20 protein-coding genes and 2 tRNA genes are annotated in these 20,735 nt (G+C 68.8%); 14 read left to right on the plus strand and 8 right to left on the minus strand.

Annotation, left to right across the window (positions count from 1 at the left end; all coding sequences use genetic code 11):
* Nucleotides 1-39 precede the first annotated feature (39 nt).
* The gene (locus AC5W7N_RS10355; RefSeq protein ID WP_495923584.1) at nt 40-1,251 is read left to right on the plus strand and encodes a winged helix-turn-helix domain-containing protein; all 1,212 of its coding nucleotides are present in this window, start codon (nt 40-42) and stop codon (nt 1,249-1,251) included.
* Between the two features lie 10 nt (nt 1,252-1,261).
* Here AC5W7N_RS10355 and AC5W7N_RS10360 read toward each other — a convergent pair whose 3' ends face one another.
* Nucleotides 1,262-1,825, minus strand: coding sequence for a hypothetical protein (locus AC5W7N_RS10360; protein WP_163811848.1), 564 nt, complete (start codon nt 1,823-1,825; stop codon nt 1,262-1,264).
* A gap of 208 nt (nt 1,826-2,033) precedes the next feature.
* On the opposite strand from AC5W7N_RS10360, the gene dapA reads away from it, so the two are divergent.
* The 3 genes from dapA (at nt 2,034) to AC5W7N_RS10375 (ending at nt 7,815) form a co-directional block, all read left to right on the plus strand.
* The gene (gene dapA / locus AC5W7N_RS10365) at nt 2,034-2,957 is read left to right on the plus strand and encodes a 4-hydroxy-tetrahydrodipicolinate synthase (RefSeq protein WP_194992204.1); all 924 of its coding nucleotides are present in this window, start codon (nt 2,034-2,036) and stop codon (nt 2,955-2,957) included.
* Nucleotides 2,954-4,975, plus strand: coding sequence for a ribonuclease J (locus AC5W7N_RS10370; RefSeq protein ID WP_228815111.1), 2,022 nt, complete (start codon nt 2,954-2,956; stop codon nt 4,973-4,975). Before dapA ends, AC5W7N_RS10370 begins: the two co-directional genes overlap by 4 nt.
* A 212-nt stretch (nt 4,976-5,187) precedes the next feature.
* The gene (locus AC5W7N_RS10375) at nt 5,188-7,815 is read left to right on the plus strand and encodes a DNA translocase FtsK (RefSeq protein ID WP_195019686.1); all 2,628 of its coding nucleotides are present in this window, start codon (nt 5,188-5,190) and stop codon (nt 7,813-7,815) included.
* Nucleotides 7,816-8,001: 186 nt separating this feature from the next.
* On the opposite strand, the gene AC5W7N_RS10380 is transcribed toward AC5W7N_RS10375, so the two are convergent.
* Nucleotides 8,002-8,074, minus strand: a tRNA-Arg gene (locus AC5W7N_RS10380).
* Between the two features lie 25 nt (nt 8,075-8,099).
* Nucleotides 8,100-8,182: transfer RNA gene (locus tag AC5W7N_RS10385), tRNA-Tyr, on the minus strand.
* A 704-nt stretch (nt 8,183-8,886) separates the two neighbouring features.
* Here AC5W7N_RS10385 and AC5W7N_RS10390 point away from each other — a divergent pair.
* Complete coding sequence (locus AC5W7N_RS10390; protein ID WP_163811856.1) at nt 8,887-9,873, plus strand: TerC family protein; 987 nt, start codon at nt 8,887-8,889, stop codon at nt 9,871-9,873.
* A gap of 48 nt (nt 9,874-9,921) precedes the next feature.
* Here the strand turns inward: AC5W7N_RS10390 and AC5W7N_RS10395 are convergent, their stop codons facing one another.
* Both AC5W7N_RS10395 and AC5W7N_RS10400 read right to left on the minus strand, forming a co-directional pair.
* Complete coding sequence (locus AC5W7N_RS10395; protein WP_194990980.1) at nt 9,922-10,209, minus strand: YciI family protein; 288 nt, start codon at nt 10,207-10,209, stop codon at nt 9,922-9,924.
* A gap of 37 nt (nt 10,210-10,246) precedes the next feature.
* Nucleotides 10,247-10,861 (minus strand): amino-acid N-acetyltransferase, encoded by a 615-nt coding sequence (locus tag AC5W7N_RS10400; protein ID WP_163811860.1) that lies wholly within the window; start codon nt 10,859-10,861, stop codon nt 10,247-10,249.
* Nucleotides 10,862-10,971: 110 nt separating this feature from the next.
* Between AC5W7N_RS10400 and pgsA the strand changes: the two genes are divergently transcribed.
* From pgsA to pspM, 5 genes are all read left to right on the plus strand, one after another.
* On the plus strand, nt 10,972-11,628 hold the full coding sequence (pgsA, locus tag AC5W7N_RS10405; protein WP_375139378.1) for a CDP-diacylglycerol--glycerol-3-phosphate 3-phosphatidyltransferase: 657 nt from the start codon (nt 10,972-10,974) through the stop codon (nt 11,626-11,628).
* Nucleotides 11,625-12,128, plus strand: a complete 504-nt coding sequence (locus tag AC5W7N_RS10410; protein ID WP_163811863.1) for a CinA family protein — start codon at nt 11,625-11,627, stop codon at nt 12,126-12,128. Before pgsA ends, AC5W7N_RS10410 begins: the two co-directional genes overlap by 4 nt.
* Before the next feature lie 109 nt (nt 12,129-12,237).
* Nucleotides 12,238-12,684, plus strand: a complete 447-nt coding sequence (locus AC5W7N_RS10415) for a helix-turn-helix domain-containing protein (protein ID WP_195019685.1) — start codon at nt 12,238-12,240, stop codon at nt 12,682-12,684.
* Between the two features lie 216 nt (nt 12,685-12,900).
* On the plus strand, nt 12,901-13,734 hold the full coding sequence (gene pspA / locus AC5W7N_RS10420; RefSeq protein WP_104359183.1) for a phage shock protein PspA: 834 nt from the start codon (nt 12,901-12,903) through the stop codon (nt 13,732-13,734).
* Nucleotides 13,735-13,857: 123 nt separating this feature from the next.
* A complete protein-coding gene (gene pspM / locus AC5W7N_RS10425) occupies nt 13,858-14,730 on the plus strand; it encodes a phage shock envelope stress response protein PspM (RefSeq protein ID WP_163811867.1) in 873 nt (290 codons plus the stop codon).
* Here the strand turns inward: pspM and AC5W7N_RS10430 are convergent.
* Both AC5W7N_RS10430 and AC5W7N_RS10435 read right to left on the minus strand, forming a co-directional pair.
* Nucleotides 14,727-15,725 (minus strand): hypothetical protein, encoded by a 999-nt coding sequence (locus AC5W7N_RS10430; RefSeq protein WP_195019684.1) that lies wholly within the window; start codon nt 15,723-15,725, stop codon nt 14,727-14,729. The two genes, pspM and AC5W7N_RS10430, sit on opposite strands and share 4 nt — an antisense overlap.
* Before the next feature lie 156 nt (nt 15,726-15,881).
* Nucleotides 15,882-17,027: an acyl-CoA dehydrogenase family protein gene (locus tag AC5W7N_RS10435; RefSeq protein ID WP_194990978.1), complete on the minus strand. Its 1,146-nt coding sequence runs from the start codon at nt 17,025-17,027 to the stop codon at nt 15,882-15,884.
* Nucleotides 17,028-17,166: 139 nt separating this feature from the next.
* On the opposite strand from AC5W7N_RS10435, the gene AC5W7N_RS10440 reads away from it, so the two are divergent.
* The gene (locus tag AC5W7N_RS10440) at nt 17,167-17,838 is read left to right on the plus strand and encodes a TetR/AcrR family transcriptional regulator (protein WP_195019683.1); all 672 of its coding nucleotides are present in this window, start codon (nt 17,167-17,169) and stop codon (nt 17,836-17,838) included.
* 4 nt (nt 17,839-17,842) lie between these two features.
* Here the strand turns inward: AC5W7N_RS10440 and AC5W7N_RS10445 are convergent, their stop codons facing one another.
* Nucleotides 17,843-18,370 carry an OsmC family protein gene (locus tag AC5W7N_RS10445; protein WP_195019682.1) on the minus strand — a complete coding sequence of 176 codons (528 nt, stop codon included), beginning with the start codon at nt 18,368-18,370 and terminating at the stop codon, nt 17,843-17,845.
* A gap of 189 nt (nt 18,371-18,559) precedes the next feature.
* On the opposite strand from AC5W7N_RS10445, the gene AC5W7N_RS10450 reads away from it, so the two are divergent.
* From AC5W7N_RS10450 to AC5W7N_RS10460, 3 genes are all read left to right on the plus strand, one after another.
* The gene (locus AC5W7N_RS10450; RefSeq protein ID WP_194992222.1) at nt 18,560-18,733 is read left to right on the plus strand and encodes a hypothetical protein; all 174 of its coding nucleotides are present in this window, start codon (nt 18,560-18,562) and stop codon (nt 18,731-18,733) included.
* Nucleotides 18,734-18,817: 84 nt separating this feature from the next.
* Nucleotides 18,818-19,528: a PIG-L deacetylase family protein gene (locus AC5W7N_RS10455; RefSeq protein ID WP_163811877.1), complete on the plus strand. Its 711-nt coding sequence runs from the start codon at nt 18,818-18,820 to the stop codon at nt 19,526-19,528.
* Between the two features lie 49 nt (nt 19,529-19,577).
* The gene (locus AC5W7N_RS10460; RefSeq protein WP_195019681.1) at nt 19,578-20,735 is read left to right on the plus strand and encodes a glycosyltransferase; all 1,158 of its coding nucleotides are present in this window, start codon (nt 19,578-19,580) and stop codon (nt 20,733-20,735) included.

The following is a 20,735-nucleotide window of genomic DNA, read 5'->3' on the forward strand; positions in this document are numbered from 1 at the left end:
CGGCAGGAATGTGTCGTACCCGCATGGCAGGGTGCGGGTATGCGGACGATGAGTGCGGCGGCGGCGCGGCGGACGGCGCTGGCGGCGCAGGGCTTCGGTAGACCAAGGCCGGTCAAGGCGACCCGACGCACCGTTTCCGGTGTGCTCGGCAGAACCCAACTGCTGCAAGTGGATTCGGTCTCGGCAGTGGTCCGGGCGCATTACGCACCGGTGTTCAGCCGAATCGGCGTCTACGACCGCGGGCTGCTGGACGAGGCGGCCTGGCATACCGACACCCGCCGCCCACGCACGCTGGTCGAGTACTGGGCGCACGAGGCGGCGCTGATCCCGGTCGAGGACTGGCCGCTGATGCGCTGGCGCATGCAGCGCTACCGGCATGGGCGCTGGGGCGGTGCGCGTGCCGTTCTCGAACGCAACCCCACGCTCGGCAAAGACATCCTCGACGTCATCGCCGAGGTCGGCGCCGCCAGTGCCGGCGAGGTGGAACGCCATCTGGAGCTGGACAAACCGCGCCCGCCGGGATCGTGGTGGAACCTCAGCGACACCAAGATGATCTGCGAGCAACTCTTCGCCGCCGGTGAGCTCTCGGTGGGCCGGCGGGTGGGCTTCACCCGCCACTACGACCTCGCCGAGCGGGTGCTGCCCGCCGCGGTGTTCGAGCGAACGGTCGGCGAAGCGGAGGCCATCCGGGAACTGGTGCTGCGCGCGGCCACCGCACTCGGCGTCGCCACCGAGCCCGACCTGCGCGATTACTACCGGCTGGCCGGTGCCCAGACCAAACCGGCCATCGCCGACCTCGTGGACGCCGGCGAGCTGATCCCGATCGAGATCGCCGACTGGGGAGCGCCCGCCTATCTGCGAGCCGGTGCCACCACGCCGCGCCGGATCGGCGGCGCCGCCCTCTTGTGCCCCTTCGATCCGCTCATCTTCTTCCGGGCCCGTACCGAACGCGTCTTCGGCTTCCACTACCGGCTCGAGATATACACCCCGGAACCCAAACGGGTGCACGGGTATTACGTGTTCCCGTTCCTGCTGGACGGTGAGTTGGTCGGCCGCGTCGACCTGCGTGCCGAACGTGCTGCCGGGCGTCTGCTGGTGCCCGGCGCGTTCGCCGAACCCGGCCGGTGCGATGCGCACACCGCGCAGGCGCTGTCGGCGGCGCTGCGGGAGATGGCCGACTGGCTCGAGCTCGACGATGTCGTCATCGGCGAGCGCGGGGATCTGGCGCCGCTGCTACGCGCGGCGAGCTGAACCGAGGGCCTCAGTCCTCGCTGGAACGGGTATCGCCGGTGCCGGGCGAGGCGCCACCGCTGTCGCGGGCCGAGTCGCCGGTGTCGCGCGAACCGCCCGCGTGCGGGGTCGGGCCGCCGGTGCTCCGTTTCGGGCCGCCGTATCCGCCGTAGCCGCGCATCTGATCGCGCAGCGCCCCCGACACCACACCGGACATCCACGAGTTCAGCGATTGCCCACTCTGTGCCGCGGCCTCCTCGGCACGCGACTTCAGCTGTTCCACCAGACGCAGGGTGACCCGGCTGATATCGCCGGTCATCTCCTCGAAAGTGGGGTGCTCGGAGTCGGTGGCCGAATTGTTGCGGACATCGGCCGTGACGTTCGTGCCGTCCATCGAGACATGCACGGTGCGGTCACCGAGCGCTGCGCTGACCTCGGCGGCCATATCGGACAGCGCCGACAACAGCACCAGCCGCGTCGAACTCTCCACGGCCGCGGCCAGGGCGGCAGCCGTGGCCTGGGTTTTCTCGTCGCCGAGAGCTGCTGCTGCGATCAGATCGGCGCGGAGTCGGGCGGTGTATGTGTCCAGATCCATGACATCAGTGTGACGCCAAAGGTGATGTCGTTCAAGCAACATTTTGGCGTCACCGCGACGCTATGAGACGGGTATCATGTGCCCGGCGTCTCCGAACGGCGACGAGGGTGTCGAGGGTGCATCCCGGACCGGGTAGCCTTTCTGACCATGACGAACGGTGAATCGACGCCGACACCGCGGTGCGAGGCGCAGGCCCGGAGGCGGCAGCATGCGTAACCACCCAGGGCCCGGCAGCGCCGGCGATTCGAGTCGGCTGCGTGCCTCCGGCACGGTCGGCGTCGCGATGGTGACCCCCTTCAGTGCCGAGGGCAAGCTCGACGTCGATGCCGGCGTCGCGCTGGCGGCCCGCCTGGTCGACCGGGGTGTCGACCTGCTCGCGATCTCCGGCACCACCGGTGAATCGCCGACGACCACCGAGTCGGAAAAGGCCGATCTGCTGCGTGCGGTCGTCGACGCCGTCGGCTCGCGCGCCACCGTGATCGCCGGCGCCGGCACCTACGACACCGCGCATTCGGTGGAGCTGGCGCGCAACGCGCAGCGGGCGGGTGCCCACGGTTTGCTGGTCGTGACGCCGTACTACTCGCGGCCCACTCAAGAGGGCCTGATCGCACACTTCACCGCGGTCGCCGATGCCACCGATCTTCCGGTGACCCTCTACGACATTCCGCCGCGCTCGATCGTGCCGATCGCCTCCGACACCATCCGACGCCTGGCCGAGCACCCGCGCATCGTCGCGGTCAAGGACGCCAAGGGCGATCTCAATGCCGGTGCCGAACTCATCGCCACCACCGGCCTGGCCTTCTACTCCGGCGACGACACGCTGAACCTGCCGTGGCTGTCGATCGGGGCGACCGGATTCATCAGCGTCATCGGCCATCTGGTGCCGGAGCGGCTGCGCGAACTGGTCGACGCCTACGCCGCCGGTGACGTGGTCCGCGCCCGCGAGATCAACGCCGCCCTGGTGCCGTTGAACGCCGCGATGGCGCGGCTGGGCGGGGTGGCCATGTCGAAGGCGGGCCTGCGTCTGCTCGGCATCGACGTCGGCGAGCCGCGATTGCCGCAGCTCATGCCGGGCCCAGATCAGCTCGACCTGCTCAGCGCCGATCTGCGCGCGGCCGGAGTGCTGGGATGACGGCCCCGCTAGGCCGTCGTCCCCGCCGTTCCGCCAGCCGCGGCGCCGGCCCGGCCACGCCGCGTCCGCCGCAGCCGCCCGCCGCACCGGAAAAGCCCGCTGACACAACGCCTCCCGCGCCGAGCGAGGCCGAGGCTCCGGCCGCGCCCGTGCAGCAGACCGCACCCGAGCGGCCCGCACCGGAAAAAGCCGCGCCGGAAAAGGCCGCGGCGCCCGCGAAGGCCACCGAATCTCGTACCGGACAGGACCGTCCGCGTAAGCAGGGCCGGCCCCGGCAGGGTGGGCGTGGCCGCGGCGATCAATCCGCGCCGCAGCCGGATCCACGGGCCGCGGTCGCTCCGCAGGATCGCCTCGGCACGCCGCCGAAGGCGCCGAGCAACGGCCTGCGGGTCTTCGCCCTCGGCGGCATCGGCGAAATCGGCCGCAACATGACCGTTTTCGAGTACGGCGGCAAGCTGCTCATCGTCGACTGCGGCGTGCTGTTCCCGGAAGATCAACAGCCCGGCGTCGACCTGATCCTGCCGGACTTCCGTCCGATCGAGGATCGGATGGACGACGTGGTCGCGGTCGTGCTCACCCACGGCCATGAGGACCACATCGGCGCCGTGCCGTTCCTGCTGCGGTTGCGGCCCGACATCCCGGTCATCGGATCGAAGTTCACCCTGGCGCTGGTCGCCGCGAAATGCCGTGAGCACCGCCAGCATCCGAAGCTGGTGGAGGTCACCGAAGGCCAGCACACCACGCACGGCCCGTTCGGCTGCGAGTACTTCGCGGTCAACCATTCGATTCCGGATGCGCTCGCCGTCGCCATCCGCACTCCCGCCGGCGTCGCCCTGCACACCGGCGACATCAAGCTCGACCAGCTGCCGCTGGACGGCAGGCTCACCGACCTGGCCGGATTCTCCCGCCTCGGCGACGAAGGCGTCGACCTGTTCCTGGTGGATTCCACCAACGCCGAGGTGCCCGGCTTCGTCACCCCCGAACGCGAGATCGGCGGCGTCCTCGACACGGTGATCGGTAAGGCCAAGGGCCGGGTGATCGTCGCCTCCTTCGCCAGTCATGTGCACCGCATCCAGCAGGTGGTCGACGTCGCCCAGAAGTACGGGCGCCGCATCTGTTTCGTCGGCCGGTCCATGGTCCGCAATATGCAGATCGCCCAGGATCTGGGCTATCTGACGGTGCCCGACGGGATCGTCGTCGACTTGGATCAGGCCGCCACCCTGCCCAGCGACAAGCTGGTGCTGATCTCGACCGGTTCGCAGGGCGAACCGTTGTCGGCGCTGTCACGGATGGCGCGCGGTGACCACCGCCAGATCAATATCCGCGCCGACGATCTGGTCGTGCTCGCCTCGTCGCTGATCCCCGGCAACGAGAACTCGGTCTTCACCGTCGTCAACGGCCTGGCCAGGCTCGGCGCCTCGGTGATCACCCAGCAGAGCGCGAAGGTGCACGTCTCCGGGCACGCCTCCGCGGGTGAGCTGCTCTACCTGTACAACGCGGTCCGGCCCACCAATGCGATGCCCGTGCACGGCGAATGGCGGCATCTGCGCGCCAACGCCGCGCTCGCGGTGGCCACAGGGGTACCCGAGGACCGCGTGGTGCTGGCCGAGGACGGTGTGGTGGTCGATCTGGTCGACGGCATCGCCTCGATCGTGGGCCGGGTGCCGGTGGGCCACGTCTACGTCGACGGCCTGTCGGTCGGCGACGTCGGCGAATCCACGCTGTCGGACCGGCTGGTGCTCGGTGAGGGCGGTTTCATCGCCATCACCGTCGCGATCGACGAGACCACCGGCAAGGCGGTGAGCACGCCGGAGGTCAGCGGTCGCGGTTTCTCCGACGATCCGACGGCGCTCTCGGAGGCCGCGCAGCTGGTCGAGAGCGAACTGCTGCGCCTGGCCGGGGAAGGCATCACCGACACCCATCGCATCGCCCAGGGCGTGCGCCGGGTGGTCGGACGCTGGGTGGCCGACACCTACCGGCGCCGTCCGATGATCGTGCCGACGGTCATCGGGGTCTGAATCTCGCGGCGAACCCGTCGGACGAGCACTCGTCCGGCGGGTTTTCTGTTGCCTGCCGCACGCCACGACGGTGTGTCGGCGTGTCCGATGTCGCGGTCCGGTGCATGATGAACCCCATCACCTGGGCATTCGCCCCGCTCATCCGCACAAGTTACAGGCGATACCAGTGTTGCGGATGGTCCAGATGGTGCGTTTACGGCTAGCCTGAGTTCATGGCAGGTAAGTCCCGCAGCACCACTACGACACGTGCGCGGGCGGGATCGGCACGGGGGCGGACGACGGCGGCCTCCAATCGTTCGGCGACGAACCCATCTCGTTCGACGACTCGCACCGGTTCGGCCGGCCGTGGCCGCACCTCAGCGGCTCGCGGCCGCGCTACGGCCGGGCGGGTTCGCGCCTCGGGCGCGCGACGTCCCGCGCGCCGCCGGTCCGACACCGCACCACTGGCCGTCATCGGGCGCGGGATCAGCGGCGGCTGGACCATGCTGGCGCGCGGGCTCGGAGCCACCACCCGAACGCTGAGCCGGGCGGGGGAGATCGAGCACGGGCACCGCCGCGACGGGATCGCGCTGGCATTGATCGCTCTCAGCGGCGTCATCGCGGCGGCGGTGTGGCTCTCGGCGGGCGGCCCGATCGGACACTTCGTCGAGGACGTGATCCGTGCGGTATCGGGGTCGGCCTCGGCGGCACTGCCGTTCGTCGCCGCCGGCATCGCCCTGGTGCTGATGCGTACCGAACCGCATCCGGAGATCCGGCCCCGGCTGGTGCTCGGCGGGTTGCTCGTGGGGCTGCCGATGCTCGGGCTCTGGCATATCGCCGCGGGCGCCCCGACCGACGCGCACGGACGGTCGCGGGCGGCCGGTTTCGTCGGGTTCGTGGTCGGTGGCCCACTCACCGACGGGCTGACGGCGTGGTTGTCGGTACCGATCCTGTTGCTGGCCATCGTCTTCGGTGTCCTGCTGGTCACCGGCACCACCGTGCGCGAGGTGCCCGCCCTGTTCCGGCACTACTTCGGCACCGCGAGCGGTGGCGACGAATACGACGATTACGACCCCGACTTCGCCTCCGGTGGCTACGACGCGGACGGCTTCCCGCTCACCCGCGGCGGTTCCCGTCGCCGTGGCCGCACACCCGAGGAGAACTACCCGACCGACGAGTTCGCCGGCTCCGACGCCGTCACCGAATCGCTGGGCGAACCGCCGCTGCGCGACGCCAAGCCGATCGCCACCGACGTCCCGGCCGAACCACCCAAGCCCAAGGCCAAGCCGAAGCCGGCCAAGGTCGTCGACCAGACTCCGCCGCCGCCGAAGGAACCGGAGTTCGTCACCGACCGGGTCATCGAAGGCGATTACACGCTGCCGCCGATGAGCCTGCTCACCGACGGGGAACCGCCCAAGAAGCGCAGCGCCGCCAACGAATCGATGATCGAGGCGATCACCGAGGTGCTGGTGCAATTCAAGATCGACGCCGCGGTCACCGGTTTCGTGCGCGGACCGACGGTCACCCGGTACGAGGTCGAACTCGGGCCCGGTGTGAAGGTCGAGAAGATCACCGCCCTCGCCCGCAATATCGCCTACGCGGTCGCCACCGAGAACGTCCGCCTGCTCGCGCCGATCCCCGGCAAGTCGGCCGTCGGCATCGAGGTGCCCAACTCCGATCGCGAACTCGTGCGCCTCGCCGATGTGCTCAAGGCGCCGTCGACCCGCAACGATCACCATCCGCTGGTGATCGGGCTCGGCAAGAACATCGAAGGCGAGTTCCTGGCCGCGAACCTGGCCAAGATGCCGCATCTGCTGGTGGCCGGTTCCACCGGCTCCGGTAAGTCGAGCTTCGTGAACTCGATGCTGGTCTCACTGTTGCAGCGGGCCACCCCGGAGGAGGTCAGGATGATCCTGATCGACCCGAAGATGGTGGAACTGACGCCCTACGAGGGCATTCCGCATCTGATCACGCCCATCATCACCCAGCCGAAGAAGGCGGCGGCCGCGCTGGCCTGGCTGGTGGAGGAGATGGAGCAGCGCTACCAGGACATGCAGGCCAACAAGGTGCGCCATATCGACGACTTCAACAAGAAGGTGAAGTCGGGTGCGATCACCGCGCCGCTGGGCAGCGAACGGGTCTACCGCCCGTACCCGTACATCTTGGCGATCGTGGACGAGCTGGCCGACCTGATGATGACGGCCCCGCGCGACGTCGAGGATGCGATCGTGCGGATCACCCAGAAGGCGCGTGCCGCGGGCATTCACCTGGTGTTGGCGACGCAGCGGCCGTCTGTGGACGTGGTGACGGGTCTGATCAAGACCAATGTGCCCTCGCGGCTGGCGTTCGCGACGTCCTCGCTCACCGATTCGCGCGTGATCCTGGACCAGCCGGGCGCGGAGAAGCTGATCGGTATGGGTGACGGCCTGTTCCTGCCGATGGGCGCGGGTAAGCCGACCCGCTTGCAGGGCGCCTACATCAGCGACGAGGAGATCCACGCCGTCGTCGAATTCACCAAGAACCAGGCCGAACCCGAGTACACCGAGGGCGTCACCGCGGCCAAGGCGGGGGAGAAGAAGGACGTCGACCCCGACATCGGCGACGATCTGGACCTGTTCTTGCAGGCGGTGGAGCTGGTGGTCACCTCACAGTTCGGTTCCACCTCGATGTTGCAGCGCAAGCTGCGGGTCGGATTCGCCAAGGCAGGCCGGCTCATGGACCTGATGGAGACCCGCAACGTCGTCGGGCCGAGCGAGGGTTCCAAGGCGCGTGATGTGCTGGTGAAACCGGATGAGCTCGAAGGGCTGCTGTGGTCGATCCGCGGCGGTGGGGACGAGCCGCCGCCGGAGGCCGAGGACTGATCGGTGCCCCGGTTCGGAAGGTTTGCTCTGGCCGATCCGCCGCGTGCGATGCACGTGCGGGATCGGACGAGGAGTGACCTCCGTCGGAGCTCACCGTGGAGTCGAACCACGCGACCGGGCCTTATGAGAGCCCGGCGGCAACCTGCGTGAGCCATGGGCCGAAGGCTGGACAGCATTCGGCCCGCGTGCGCTCGGGAGGATTCGAACCTCCAGCCCTCTGAGTCGTAGTCAGATGCTCTGTCCGTTGAGCTACGAGCGCGAAGAATTACGCGGCAATGAATATGTGGCAGCAGGAGGATTCGAACCTCCGATGGCGTAATGCACCTGATTTACAGGCAGGCCCTTTCGTCCGCTCGGGCATACTGCCGCAATTCCTGTGCACCATTGATGTGCACACGAAAAAAGGGCCATTCCTGGCTTTCGCCATGGAATGACCCCTGCCGGATCCGAAAAGGTCTGGCTAGGGGCTGCTCCGGGCGCGAGCGAGGCCATCCGCGTACGGCATGGCTTCGGGCAGGACGAATGCGCCGCTCCGGCGTGCGACGCCGAGCCGGCGCATCTGCCGCTCGTGAATGCGCTGCACGTTCATGGTTCCGGCCTTTCGCCTGTCGTGTTGGTACCGGGGGAGTTTCGATGACGGCTACAACGGTAGCACCCGAATTATGTTCCAGAAAAGAGCTTTTCGGCGGCGAGTATTTCTTTGTCCACGCGCCGGACTGTCGACCGGCGCTTTCGGCCCGGCGCTGTCGGGCGCGCCAGCTCGGCCGGGTTCCGGTGGATGTAGGACGGTGGACGTAGGACAACGAGCGCAGCCACGTGCACCCGACGCCGCACGGCGATCGTGCGGTGGCGAGGCCGGCTGCGGCCGCTGCGGTCTGCGTAGCCGACGTGATGTCCTGGCGCGTGTGGCCGGTGCACCGCCGGCGACCCGGTGCACGAGACCGACATCACGGCGCGCGGTGACCTGCGCGGGATGTGAAATCATGGTGAGCAACCAGCCCGCAAGCCGAGCGAAACGGGCAAATCGGGCATGATTGACGTCATGAGTCTTACTGCCGATCGGAGCGCACCATGCAGGTGACCGCGCTGGAGTGGGGGATCACCGTCGCGGTGATCCTCGGTTTGTTCGTCTTCGACTTCTTCGCCCACGTACGCACACCGCACGAACCGACCTTCCGTGAGTCCGGCTTCTGGTCGGCGGTCTACATCGGCCTCGCACTGGCCTTCGGTGGTTTCATCGCCTGGAAGTGGGGCGGGACCTACGCCGGGGAGTACTACGCGGGCTTCGTCACCGAGAAGGCGCTCTCGGTGGACAACCTGTTCGTGTTCTTGATCATCATGTCCACCTTCGCGGTGCCACGGATCTACCAGCAGAAGGTGCTGCTCATCGGCATCGTGGTGGCCTTGGTCATGCGCGGTGTGTTCATCGCCGTCGGCGCCGCCGCGATCAGCGCGTTCAGTTGGGTGTTCTACCTGTTCGGCCTGTTCCTGGTCTACACCGCGGTCAAGCTGCTGCGCGAGAGCGGACACGAGGTCGAGGAGGAGCAGAAACGCGACAGTCGCATCGTCGCGCTGACCAAGAAGCTGGTGCCGACCACCGACGAATACGACGGCGACAAGCTGCTCACCAAGATCAACGGCCGGCGCGCGGTCACCCCGATGCTGCTGGCGCTGCTGGCGATCGGCTTCGCCGACCTGCTGTTCGCGCTTGACTCCATCCCCGCCATCTACGGCCTCACCGAACAGCCCTACATCGTGTTCGTGGCGAACGCCTTCGCGCTGATGGGCCTGCGTCAGCTGTACTTCCTGATCGGCGGCCTGCTCGACCGGCTGGTGTACCTGTCCTACGGGCTGTCGGCCATCCTGGCCTTCATCGGTGTGAAGCTGGTGCTGCACGCCCTGCACGAGAACACGCTGCCGTTCATCAACGGCGGTGAGCACGTGTCGGTGCCGGAGATCTCCACCGCGTTCTCGCTGTCGGTCATCATCGGCATCCTGGTGGTGGCGACGGTGGCGAGCCTGCTGCGCACCAAGCAGACCAAACAGGCGGCAAAGTAGTGGCAACCCGGTGGTGCCGGTCGGGTTCCCGGCCGGCACCACCGGTGCTCATACCTGGCTCATGGCTCCGAAGATGGGCAGCCATTCGTTGACCCTGACCTCGGTGATCAGGTTCCTGCGAGCGAACGGATCCTCGGCCAGCAGGGTGCGCAGCGCGGTCTCGTCGTCGGCCCGGAACACCAGCAGGGCGCCCGAACCGTCCGGATACGGCCCGCTGGTCAGCAGCGTGCCTTCGGCCAGCCGATCGGCCAGCCAGCCGCGATGCTCGGGACGATGCTCGTCGCGCCCGGGCACGGTCTCGGCGGTGTAGGTGTAGTGGACGGCGAACAGCGGCACGTCGGATCGCTTTCTGTCGAAGGTGGGCGGGAGCCGCTCAGAGCGTGAGCAGCATCCGGGTGTTGCCGAGGGTGTTCGGCTTGACGTAGCTCAGGTCGAGGAATTCGGCGACGCCGGTGTCGTAGGAGCGGCACATCTCGGCGTACACCTCGGCGGTCACGGGCGTGCCGTCGATCTCGACGAATCCGTGCCGGGAGAAGAACTCCACCTCGAAGGTCAGCACGAACAGCCGGCTCAGTTCCAGCTCCCTGGCCACATCGATCAGCCTGCGCACGATGAGCTTGCCCACACCCTGGCCCTTCACATCCGGGTGCACCGCCACCGTGCGAACCTCACCCAGATCGGCCCACAACACATGCAGCGCGCCGCAACCGACCAACCGGCCGTCCTGCTCGGCAACCCAGAATTCCTGCACGGCCTCGTAGAGGTTGACCAGATTCTTTTCCAGCAGGATCCGGCCCGAATAGACGTCAACCAGGGCTTTGATCGCGGGGACGTCCGAGGTTCGGGCACGTCGCACCGTCGGGGCACGATCATGCGCGCCTGCCGATGCGGTGGCGGGCGCGCCGGACGGCGCCGCGCCTGCGGGATCGGCGGGCACCGCGGCGGGTGCGTCGCTGGTCGAACCACTCAGTGGTCCCCGTGAGGTCATGGGGTGCACAGTAGTCGGCCCCGCTACCGATAGTCTGGAGATGTGCCGCACACCCAGTCGTACCGCTCAACGCATCGCGCCGGGCAGCGCGACTGGATCCAGAGGCGGCCATGAGCGTGCAACCCGAGGAAATGGATCGTGGCTGGTCCGGTCCCGCGCCGCTGCGCCCGGGTCTGGTGCCGCCGCCCGCCGAGCCCGCCGTTCCGCTGTTGAACATCGCGAACGTGCTGACCATGGCCAGGATCGCGCTGGTACCGCTGTTCGTGCTCGCGCTGTTCGCCGGCGGCGGTCACGACACGGGGTGGCGGATCACCGCGGCGGCGCTGTTCGGGCTCGCCGCGATCACCGATCGCTTCGACGGGCAACTGGCCCGCAAATACGGCCTGGTCACCGACTTCGGCAAACTCGCCGACCCCATCGCCGACAAGGCGCTGATCGGTTCCGCGCTGATCGGGCTGTCGGTGCTGGGTGATCTGGCGTGGTGGATGACGATCGTCATCTGCGGCCGAGAGCTCGGCATCACGCTACTGCGGCTGGTGGTCGTGCGCCGCGGCGTCATCCCGGCCGGTCGCGGCGGCAAGCTGAAAACTCTGGTGCAGTCGCTGGCCATCGCGGTGCTGGTGCTGCCGCTGGCCGGTGGATTCGCCACCGCCGGGATGGCGCTGATGTGGCTGGCGCTGGTGCTGACGGTGGCCACCGGACTCGATTACGTCGGCCAGGCGGCGCGCGTGTGGTTCGCCGGATCTCCCCGTCACCGCAACGGATGAGCGATCCGCTCACCGCGCAGGTGCCCGCCGCCGAACTCGTGTCCGCCCTGGCCGCGGCCGGCCAGACCGTCGCCACCGCCGAATCGTTGACCGCAGGCCTGCTCAGCGCCACCATCGCGGGGATTCCCGGTGCCAGCGCGGTACTGCGCGGCGGGCTGGTGGTCTATGCCACCGATCTCAAACACAGCCTGGCCGGAGTCGGCGCCGAGGTGCTCGACACCGAAGGCCCGGTGGCCGCGAGCACCGCCGAACAGCTCGCCGTCGGCGCCCGCACCCGCTGCGGCGCCGATTGGGGAGTGGGCCTGACCGGGGTCGCCGGGCCGGACCCGCAGGGCGGATACCCGGTCGGCACGGTCTTCCTCGGACTGGCCGGTCCGGGGCACACCGAAGTGATGCGGTTGAAACTGTCCGGCGACCGGTGGAACATCAGACTGGGTGCGGCACGGACCGCGCTCGCCGAACTCCTGCGATGTGTGCGGGCTCCGGCGGCGGCGGACTGAATTCGCGGCGAGATCTCTCGCTCGGGAACCAACCGGACGCACCTGGACGTTGTGCCAGAAAGCGGCGCATGCGCGCCGACGCCTGGAAACAGGGAGTGAGGAGACCGAGATGACGCTGCTGCGAGAAGCGATCGGTGACAGTCTGCGGCGTGCGCGTCTCGCCCAGCAGCGAACTCTGCGGGAGGTGTCCACATCCGCGCGGGTGAGCCTTGGCTACCTGTCGGAGGTCGAACGAGGCCGCAAAGAGGCCTCGAGCGAGCTGCTGGCCGCGATCTGCGAGGCCCTCGATGTTCCGTTGTCGCGAGTGCTGTGGGACGTGAGCACGATCATGGCCGGGGTGGACGACGTGCGCGAGCCCGCCGTCGCGGTGCCGGCGGGCGCTGACGCGGCCGAGGCCCCGGCCGCCGCGGAGGAAGCCGAGGCCGCACCCGCCGAACCCGCCACCGCCACGATGTCGGTGGCCGGCCCCGAGGTACGCCCGCATATCGACGGCGAGACCAGGATCGTCATCCCCGCGCCGCGTTCGGACACCCTGGTTCTGGTGAAGAGCGCGTGAGCCCCGAATCGGCGGTGTGCCGTGGCAACGCTGCGGGCCACCGGCAAAAGCGGATAGATTCGTCATAGGCGGCGGAAGCAGACCGTGTCCGACCCTACTCGCGGGGTTGGCCCGGTCCAGGCGCCACGTAGTGGAGGATAGGCACATATCGGGTGCGTGACGGTCGCGCACTGGAGTCGCGCACAGCGGCGCAGCAGATGGAGGCGGGATCAATCGATGGCTAATCCGTTCGTCAAGGCCTGGAAGTACATGATGGCCCTCTTCGATTCCAAGATCGAAGAGCACGCGGATCCGAAGGTCCAGATTCAGCAGGCTATCGAGGAAGCGCAACGCCAGCATCAGGCCCTCTCGCAGCAGGCCGCGTCGGTCATCGGCAACCAGCGCCAGCTGGAGATGAAGCTGAACCGTCAGCTGGACGAGGTCGAGAAGCTCAACGCCAACGCCCGTCAGGCCGTCACCCTGGCCGATCAGGCGACCGCCGCGGGCGATACCGAGAAGGCGATCCAGTACACCAACGCGGCCGAGGCCTTCGCCGCGCAGCTGGTCACCGCCGAGCAGTCGGTGGAAGACCTGAAGGTGCTCCACGATCAGTCGTTGCAGGCCGCCGCGCAGGCCAAGAAGGCGGTCGAGCAGAACGCCATGCTGCTGCAGCAGAAGGTCGCCGAGCGCACCAAGCTGCTCAGCCAGCTCGAGCAGGCGAAGATGCAGGAGCAGGTCAGCGCCTCGCTGCAGCAGATGGACTCCACCCTGTCGGCCCCCGGCTCCACGCCGAGCCTGGATGCGGTGCGCGAGAAGATCGAACGCCGCTATGCCACCGCGCTCGGCTCGGCCGAACTCGCCCAGAACTCGGTGCAGGGCCGGATGCTCGAAGTGCAGCAGGCCAGCATTCAGATGGCCGGGCACAGCAAGCTCGAGCAGATCCGCGCCTCCATGCGCGGGGATGCCCTGCCCTCCGGCGGTGCCGCACCGGCGATCAACCCGGCGCAGGCGCAGGCCGATCCGGCGCAGCCGCAGCCGCAGATGAACAAGGGCCAGACCGCGCAGCAGTAGCGGCGAGGAAACAACCATGGTGGCGAGCGTGCGGGCGTCCGGTAGACCGATCGGCGCCCGCACCCGCCCCGAACGCCGACCGTCCGGCGGGGCGGTCGTAGTGGTGTCGGCGGAAGGATTGACATGAGCCGCAACGGTTCCCGCGGCCGCGTCGACGGCATGAACATCTTCGGATCACCGGCCTTCGGAACCGGGCAGACCAACCTGCCCGACACCTTGCGCGATGTGGGCGAGCACGCACTCGTGGCCGTGCGCCGCTGGGCGGATCCGCGTGAACGCGAACTACGCAAGCGCCGCCGGGCCCGCAGGCGCAGCATGCAATTGGGCACCGTTTCCGGTCTCACCACGGTGGGAACCGTTGGGCTGGTCATCATTTCGGCCCCCGCCTGGGCCGTGGTGGTCGTCGGCGGCGGCGCGGTGGCCTTGGTGACGGGCACCGCGCTCAGTGCGCGCCGCTATCTGCGGCTGCGCGGAAAACCGCTGCCGCAGGCGGCCTTCATCGCGCGTAAGGCGCCGGGCGTGCGTTCGGCGGCGCGGGCCCCGATCGTCGCTTTGGTCCGAGCCGAGCGGGCCATGCACGATCTCGGTGCCCAGATCGCGCGATCGCGCCGGCTGCCGCCCGACGAACTCGACGACCTGCTCGATACCGCTCGCTCCGGCGCGGCCGCCCTGCACGCGCTGGCCGCCGACATCGTCGCCATGGAACGCGCCGCGGCCACCGTCGGCCGCACCAATCCGCAGGCGGGCGCCTCGCTCACGGCCACTGTCGGCGCGGCGGTGCAGCGGCTGGAATCCGGTGTCGCCGAATACGAACAACTCGTCGCCGCCGCCGGTCGCGTACTCGCGGTGCCCGACAGCACCGTTGTCGCCTACCAGTTCAACGGCATCGTCGCCGAACTCCAGCACGCCGCCGACCGCCTCGACGGCTGGGCTCAGGCCCTCACCGAAATCGCCGACAAGCAGGCGCCCGCACCCCTGCCGCCGCACGGCGGTTAGCCGCCGAGCAACTCCCGCAGCCGCGCCAGTGACTGTGCGGTGGGTTCGGCGCCGTCCACCCGCAACGCCCAGTCGAATTCCGCGGTCGACCATCGGTGCACGCTGCCGGCCCAGCCCAGCTCCCACGGTTCGGCCGAACGCGGACGCCGCGCGAGCATCGACCAGAACGGCGGACGGCCGAGCGAAGCGGTGAACGCACCGGTCGCTTCGTCGAATTCGTGAACGGTCTCGATATCGAGCGGCACATCTACCTGAATCGAGAGTGGCTCCGGGGTGACGGTACGGGCGAACCACTCTCGGTGCTGTCGCTGCCGTTCCAGGGCGCGCTCCCGCATCCGGCGCTGTACATCGGCCCGCGTGCGTACCGGTCCGGGCCAGCTGAACACGTCATCGTCGATCGGCGCACCAACGCTCAGCTCGATCCATTCGTCACTGACCAGCCCGGCGTCGTCATTGCGCTGTTGCAGCACGAGTCCGGTTTCCTGATCGACCACCAGCTGTATCGGGAACGGTTTGTGCGGTGGCGGGCCGAGTTCCACCGCCCAGGCCGGACGGCCGAGGAAGACGGTCGTGGTGATGGGGCCGGTCGGGCGGGTGAAATCCTCGCCCACGAAATCGTTTGCGCTGCGCCGCACCACCAGCCGCACGGCGCTGCCGATGAACCGGACCGCCGACGCGTCATCCTCGAGCGGCGGTTCGCCCGGAGTGTCGAACCGCCACGATCGCACCCCATCGCTGAGGACCAGAGGTTGTCCGTCCTGGTTCTCGACGCGAATGCGCGCACCATGACGCCAGACCCGCCAGAGGGTGCGATCCGGGCCGGTCGCGCCGACGAACGTCGGCCTCTGCTGCCCGGCGAAGCTCACCCATCCGGCGCCGCCGGGTGCGGGGTCCGCGCTGGCGATGACTCCGTGGATCGGCGGCTCGGTGCCGGCTTCGCGCACCATCGCGTCGAGGACGCGGGCCCAGGACGGATGCTGGGGATCGTCGGTCATCGCGGGCTCCTCGCTCGGTTCCGGCCCCATCAGAGCCCGCGCCCGCGGCCGAGAGCAAGACGACGCGCGGAGTACGGCTCGATCGCTTCCGGTGTTCGCGGTGGCGAGCCGAAGGCGGTGGGGCGCCGGTGCGGCCCCACCGATGATCATCGGCGCTCAGAGGGAGCGGGCGATGATTTCCTTCATGATCTCGTTGGTGCCCGCGTAGATCATCTGCACGCGGTTGTCGACCCACATGCGCGAGATCGGGTATTCGGTCATGTAGCCGTAGCCGCCGTGCAGCTGCAGGCATTCGCTGGCCACCGACATCGCGCGCTCGGTGGTCCACCACTTGGCCATCGCGACCGTCGGGATGTCGAGCTCGCCTGCGATGTGCTTGGCGATGCAGTCGTCGGTGAACACCCGGGCGATCTTGGCTTCGGTGGCGACCTCGGCCAGCTTGAACTTGGTGTTCTGGAAACCGAACACCGGGCGGCCGAACGCCTCGCGCTCTTTGGTGTAGCGCAGGGTGTGCTCGAGCGCGACCTCCATGCCCGCCACCGAGCCGACGGCGATGATGAGCCGTTCCTGTGGCAGCTGCTGCATCAGCTGGATGAAGCCCTGGCCTTCCTGCGAGCCGAGCAGATTGCTCACCGGGATGCGCACGTCCTCGAAGAACAGCTCGGAGGTGTCCTGACCCTTCTGGCCGATCTTGTCAAGCACCCGCCCACGCCGGAAACCGGGCCGGTCGGCCTCGACCAGCACCAGGCTGATGCCGGAGGCGCCCTGGCTGGTGTCGGTCTTGACCACCACGATGATCAGGTCGGCCTGCGCGCCGTTGGTGATGAAGGTCTTCGACCCGTTGACGATGTACTCGTCGCCATCGCGGATGGCCTTGGTCTTGACGTTCTGCAGGTCCGATCCGGTGCCCGGCTCGGTCATCGCGATCGCGCCGACGACCTCACCGCTGGCCATCTTCGGCAGCCACTGCTGCTTCTGTTCCTCGGTGCCGTAGGCCAGCAGGTAGTGCGCGACGATGCCGTTGTGCAGGCTCTGGCCCCAGGCGGTGTCCACCACGCGGGCCTGTTCCTCGATCAGCACGGCCTCGTGCGCGAAGGTGCCGCCGCCACCGCCGTATTCCTCCGGGATCGACAGGCACAGCAGTCCCAGTTCACCGGCCTTGTTCCACAGGTCGCGGTCGACGTGGTGCTGCTCGATGTACTTGTCGACGTTGGGCGCGACTTCCTTCTCGAAGAAGGCCCGCGCGAGCTCGCGCAGCGCATCGAGGTCCTCGTTCATCCAACACGACCGGTAGGTGGTCATCGGGTGTGTCCTCCCGTTGAGCGGCCCCGGGGACGGTATTCGTTACCGGGAATAACGGGTACAGTGTGTCCCACACCGGCCGGTGTGACAAGCCCCACCTTCGTCGCGACGGCCCCGACCTGCGATAGCGTGGCGCGACGTGGAACGACAGCGATGGACCGACACCGCCGAGACCCGCCGTTCGGGTTCGGTTTCCGCAGCGCGCGACGAACGGCGCGCCGCGATCGTCGACGCCGCGATCGCCGCGATCGCCGAACACGGCCCCGACGCGCTGACCGGGCAGATCGCTGACCGCGCCGGCCTCAACCGCACCCACTTCTATCGTCACTTCGCCAGCAAGGCGGAGCTGGATTGGGCGGTGGCCAAGCGCGCACACCTGGAGATCACCGAGCGGATCCGCGCCGCGCTCGTGGTCGACGGCACTCCGCTCGACGCCATCCGCGCCCCGATCGTGGCGCATGTCGGCTGGGCGGGCGAACATCCGAACCTGTATCGGTTCCTGCTGGGGCGCAACTACTACCGGGGCAAGGACATGCCGCGCATCGGCGGCAGTGCGTTCGCCGCCGAGATCTCCGCGGCGGCGGTCCGCTACATCCCCCGGTTCGACGCCGATCCCGTGGCCGCGGACCGCTTGGTCGTCGCGCTGCTCGGCCTCATCGATGCCACGGTGCAGTGGTGGTTGTCCTACCGCGACACCTCGCGCGAGGAGTTGGTGGAGCTGCTCACCGCCCAGGCCTGGCTGCTGATCGACCACCACCTGCGGACCGTCGGCGTGGTGCTCGACCCGAATTCGCCACTGGAACGGCGCTGAACGCTCAGCGAGTGATCTCCAACGTCGCATGCACCGGGGTGACACCGGTGGTCAGATCCAGCACCGGGCAGTGCGCCTCCACCGCCTGCTGGAGTTCGGCGTAACGCTCATCGGTCTCCGGACCGCGCACCCGTACCCGCACCCGGACCTGCTGGAAACCCGGGCGCACCGAATCGTCCAGGCCGAAGAAGCCGCGCACATCCAGATCGCCCTCGGCCGTCAAGGACAGCTCGTCGACGGTGATGCCGAGCCGCTGGGCCCAGAACCGGTAGGTCACCACCTGGCACGACAGCAGTGCGGCCAGATACACCTCCACCGGATTGGCGGCCGTATCGTCTCCGCCGAGAGTCGGTGGCTCATCGACCACCAGGGTGTGCGACCGCGCCGTGATCGAACTCCCTACCCGGCCCTGCGGAACGGCCGAGGCGCGGAATACGACCTGAGCGTTGCGGGAATCCTGGGCCACCGCGGTGGCGGTGGCAGCGGCGATGTCGTTGAGCGGCGTGGCCGTGGGCGCCGGGGTAGTAGTCATGACCGCGACGGTAGGGGCCGACGGCACCGCCGACGAGGGTTGTGTTCGCCATGATTCTGACGGCGGATGCGCCGGCTGCCGCGGCTAGGGGTGAACCCTGAACTTCACCCCGATATCGGCTCTCACCTGGTGATTTATCGCCTACCCGGTGTCATGCTCGGAGGACGACGAATTGCTGGGAGGCACGAAATGCTGTGGAAGATCATCGGCGTGGTCGCCGTTGTCTGGATCGCACTGGCCGTCATCGGTGCGTTGATCAAGGGCCTGTTCCCGATCCTGATGATCAGCGCCGTGGTGTTCGGCCTCTACCTGCTGTACAAGGCGGTGTCGGGTTCGGACAAGAACACCGTGAGCAAACTCTGACCCACCACGCACGGGCCGTGCGGCTTCCCGATACGGAAGACGCACGGCCCGTTGCCGTCTCGGGGGCGTGTTTGAATGGCGGGTATGGAGCAGCTACCGGAAGACTGGCAGCGCGGTCTGGTCATCGTCGCGCATCCCGACGACATCGAATACGGCGCCGCCGCAGCCGTCGCCCGCTGGACCGGCCAGGGCAAGGACATTCGATATGTCCTGGCCACCTCGGGGGAGGCCGGCATCGCCGGGATGCCGCCCGCCGATGCCGGCCCGCTGCGCGAAGGCGAGGAGATCGCCTCGGCCGCCGTGGTCGGCGTCAGCGAGGTCGAGTTCCTCGGCTACCCCGACGGACGGGTCGAGGCGAGCCTGGCCCTGCGGCGCGACCTGGCCGCCGCCATCCGGCGCCACCGCCCGGAGATGGTGGTGCTGTTCAACTTCGGCGATGTGTGGGCGCCCGGCTACGTCAACAGCGCCGATCACCGCGCCGTCGGACGCGCGGCGCTGGATGCGGTGTCGGACGCGGGCAACGAATGGATTTTCCGTGAACTCGCCGAGCTGGAACCGTGGACGCCGCGCTGGGCGGCAGTGGTCGGGCCGAAGGTCACCCACGCCGTCGACGTCACCGACACCATCGACAAGGCCGAGGCCTCGCTGGCCGAGCACCGCCGCTACCTGGAGGCGCTGAGCGAGGAACCGGTGGCCGACCAGGTGCGGGCCGTCCTCGACATGACCACCGGGCGCATCGAGGGTTTCCCGGCCGAGCGTGCGGTGGGCTTCGAGCTGTTCCACTTCCGCGGCTGAGCCCACCGTGCGCCGTCGGCGTCGATGAGCGGTGTGGCAGGCTGGGCGGATGCGAGTAGCCGTCGTCGCAGGCCCGGATCCGGGCCACGCGTTCCCCGCTATCGCGCTGTGCCTGCGCTTCGCCGCCGCCGGTGACGAGCCGGTGCTGTTCACCGGGCCGCGCTGGTTCGACGCCGCCCGAGCGGCAGGCATCGGCGTGCGCAGGCTCAAAGGGCTGGCGCCGCGCGAGATCGATGACGATCGCGACGCCGGTCAGCGCATCCATGAACGCGCCGCCCACATTTCGACCGAGATCCTGCCCGAACTCAGCGCGATGCTGCCGGAACTGGTGGTCTCCGATGTGCTGACCGCGGGCGGCGGGATGGCGGCCGAACGGCTCGGCGTGCCGTGGGTGGAGCTCTCACCGCATCCGCTGTACCTGCCGTCGAAGGCCTTGCCGCCCATTGGTAGTGGGCTCGCTCCCGGTACCGGGCTGCGTGGCCGGATCCGTGACGGGTTCTTGCGGTCGATGACCGCCCGCGCCATCGAACAAGGACGCCGCCAGCGTGCCCGCGCACGGGAAAGCGTCGGGCTGCCGGGCGAGGACCCCGGCCCGATCGCCCGGTTGATCGCGACCCTGCCCGCCCTCGAGGTGCCGCGACCGGACTGGCCGGAGACCGCGCATCTGATCGGGCCGCTGCTGTGGGAGCCGACCGACTCCGTGCTGGAACCGCCGCCGGGTGACGGCCCGCTGGTCATGGTGGCGCCGTCGACCGCGCACACCGGTGTGGCCGGGATGGTGGAGACGGTGCTGGCCGGGCTGGACGGCACCGGCGTCCGAGTGGCGGTGTCGATGCTGGACGAGCCGCCCGCCGATCTGCCGCCGTGGGCCACCGCAGGACTGGGCCGCCAGGATGTTCTGCTGCGCCGGGCCTCGGTCGTCGTCGGTGGTGGCGGGCACGGTCTACTCGCGAAATCGCTCACCGCCGGAGTGCCGGTGGTGACGGTGCCCGGCGGCGGTGATCAATGGGAGCTGGCCAACCGTGCGGCGCGCCAAGGAAGTTCGCTGCTGGTGCGTCCACTGACCGCCGCCGCCGTGCGCGAGGCGGTGCTGCGGATCCTCGACGGACCGGGCTTCGCCGCAGCCGCCGCCGAGGCCGCCGCGGGCCTGTCGGTGGTGACCGACCCGGTGCAGGTCTGCCACACGGTGCTCGCCACCGCCCGCTGA

Source organism: Nocardia sp. CDC519 (assembly GCF_059509835.1).

Bases quoted from the DNA above. Each gene is read 5' to 3' on its own strand.
- AC5W7N_RS10435 (WP_194990978.1), bottom strand. From the start codon at position 17,027: ATGACCACCTACCGGTCGTGTTGGATGAACGAGGACCTCGATGCGCTG.
- AC5W7N_RS10455 (WP_163811877.1), top strand. From the start codon at position 18,818: ATGGAGCAGCTACCGGAAGACTGGCAGCGCGGTCTGGTCATCGTCGCG.
- AC5W7N_RS10430 (WP_195019684.1), bottom strand. From the start codon at position 15,725: ATGACCGACGATCCCCAGCATCCGTCCTGGGCCCGCGTCCTCGACGCG.
- AC5W7N_RS10370 (WP_228815111.1), top strand. From the start codon at position 2,954: ATGACGGCCCCGCTAGGCCGTCGTCCCCGCCGTTCCGCCAGCCGCGGC.
- pspM (WP_163811867.1), top strand. From the start codon at position 13,858: ATGAGCCGCAACGGTTCCCGCGGCCGCGTCGACGGCATGAACATCTTC.
- pgsA (WP_375139378.1), top strand. From the start codon at position 10,972: ATGAGCGTGCAACCCGAGGAAATGGATCGTGGCTGGTCCGGTCCCGCG.
- AC5W7N_RS10445 (WP_195019682.1), bottom strand. From the start codon at position 18,370: ATGACTACTACCCCGGCGCCCACGGCCACGCCGCTCAACGACATCGCC.
- AC5W7N_RS10460 (WP_195019681.1), top strand. From the start codon at position 19,578: ATGCGAGTAGCCGTCGTCGCAGGCCCGGATCCGGGCCACGCGTTCCCC.
- AC5W7N_RS10415 (WP_195019685.1), top strand. From the start codon at position 12,238: ATGACGCTGCTGCGAGAAGCGATCGGTGACAGTCTGCGGCGTGCGCGT.
- AC5W7N_RS10375 (WP_195019686.1), top strand. From the start codon at position 5,188: ATGGCAGGTAAGTCCCGCAGCACCACTACGACACGTGCGCGGGCGGGA.
- AC5W7N_RS10355 (WP_495923584.1), top strand. From the start codon at position 40: ATGCGGACGATGAGTGCGGCGGCGGCGCGGCGGACGGCGCTGGCGGCG.
- AC5W7N_RS10360 (WP_163811848.1), bottom strand. From the start codon at position 1,825: ATGGATCTGGACACATACACCGCCCGACTCCGCGCCGATCTGATCGCA.
- AC5W7N_RS10410 (WP_163811863.1), top strand. From the start codon at position 11,625: ATGAGCGATCCGCTCACCGCGCAGGTGCCCGCCGCCGAACTCGTGTCC.
- AC5W7N_RS10450 (WP_194992222.1), top strand. From the start codon at position 18,560: ATGCTGTGGAAGATCATCGGCGTGGTCGCCGTTGTCTGGATCGCACTG.
- AC5W7N_RS10390 (WP_163811856.1), top strand. From the start codon at position 8,887: ATGCAGGTGACCGCGCTGGAGTGGGGGATCACCGTCGCGGTGATCCTC.
- pspA (WP_104359183.1), top strand. From the start codon at position 12,901: ATGGCTAATCCGTTCGTCAAGGCCTGGAAGTACATGATGGCCCTCTTC.
- dapA (WP_194992204.1), top strand. From the start codon at position 2,034: ATGCGTAACCACCCAGGGCCCGGCAGCGCCGGCGATTCGAGTCGGCTG.
- AC5W7N_RS10400 (WP_163811860.1), bottom strand. From the start codon at position 10,861: ATGACCTCACGGGGACCACTGAGTGGTTCGACCAGCGACGCACCCGCC.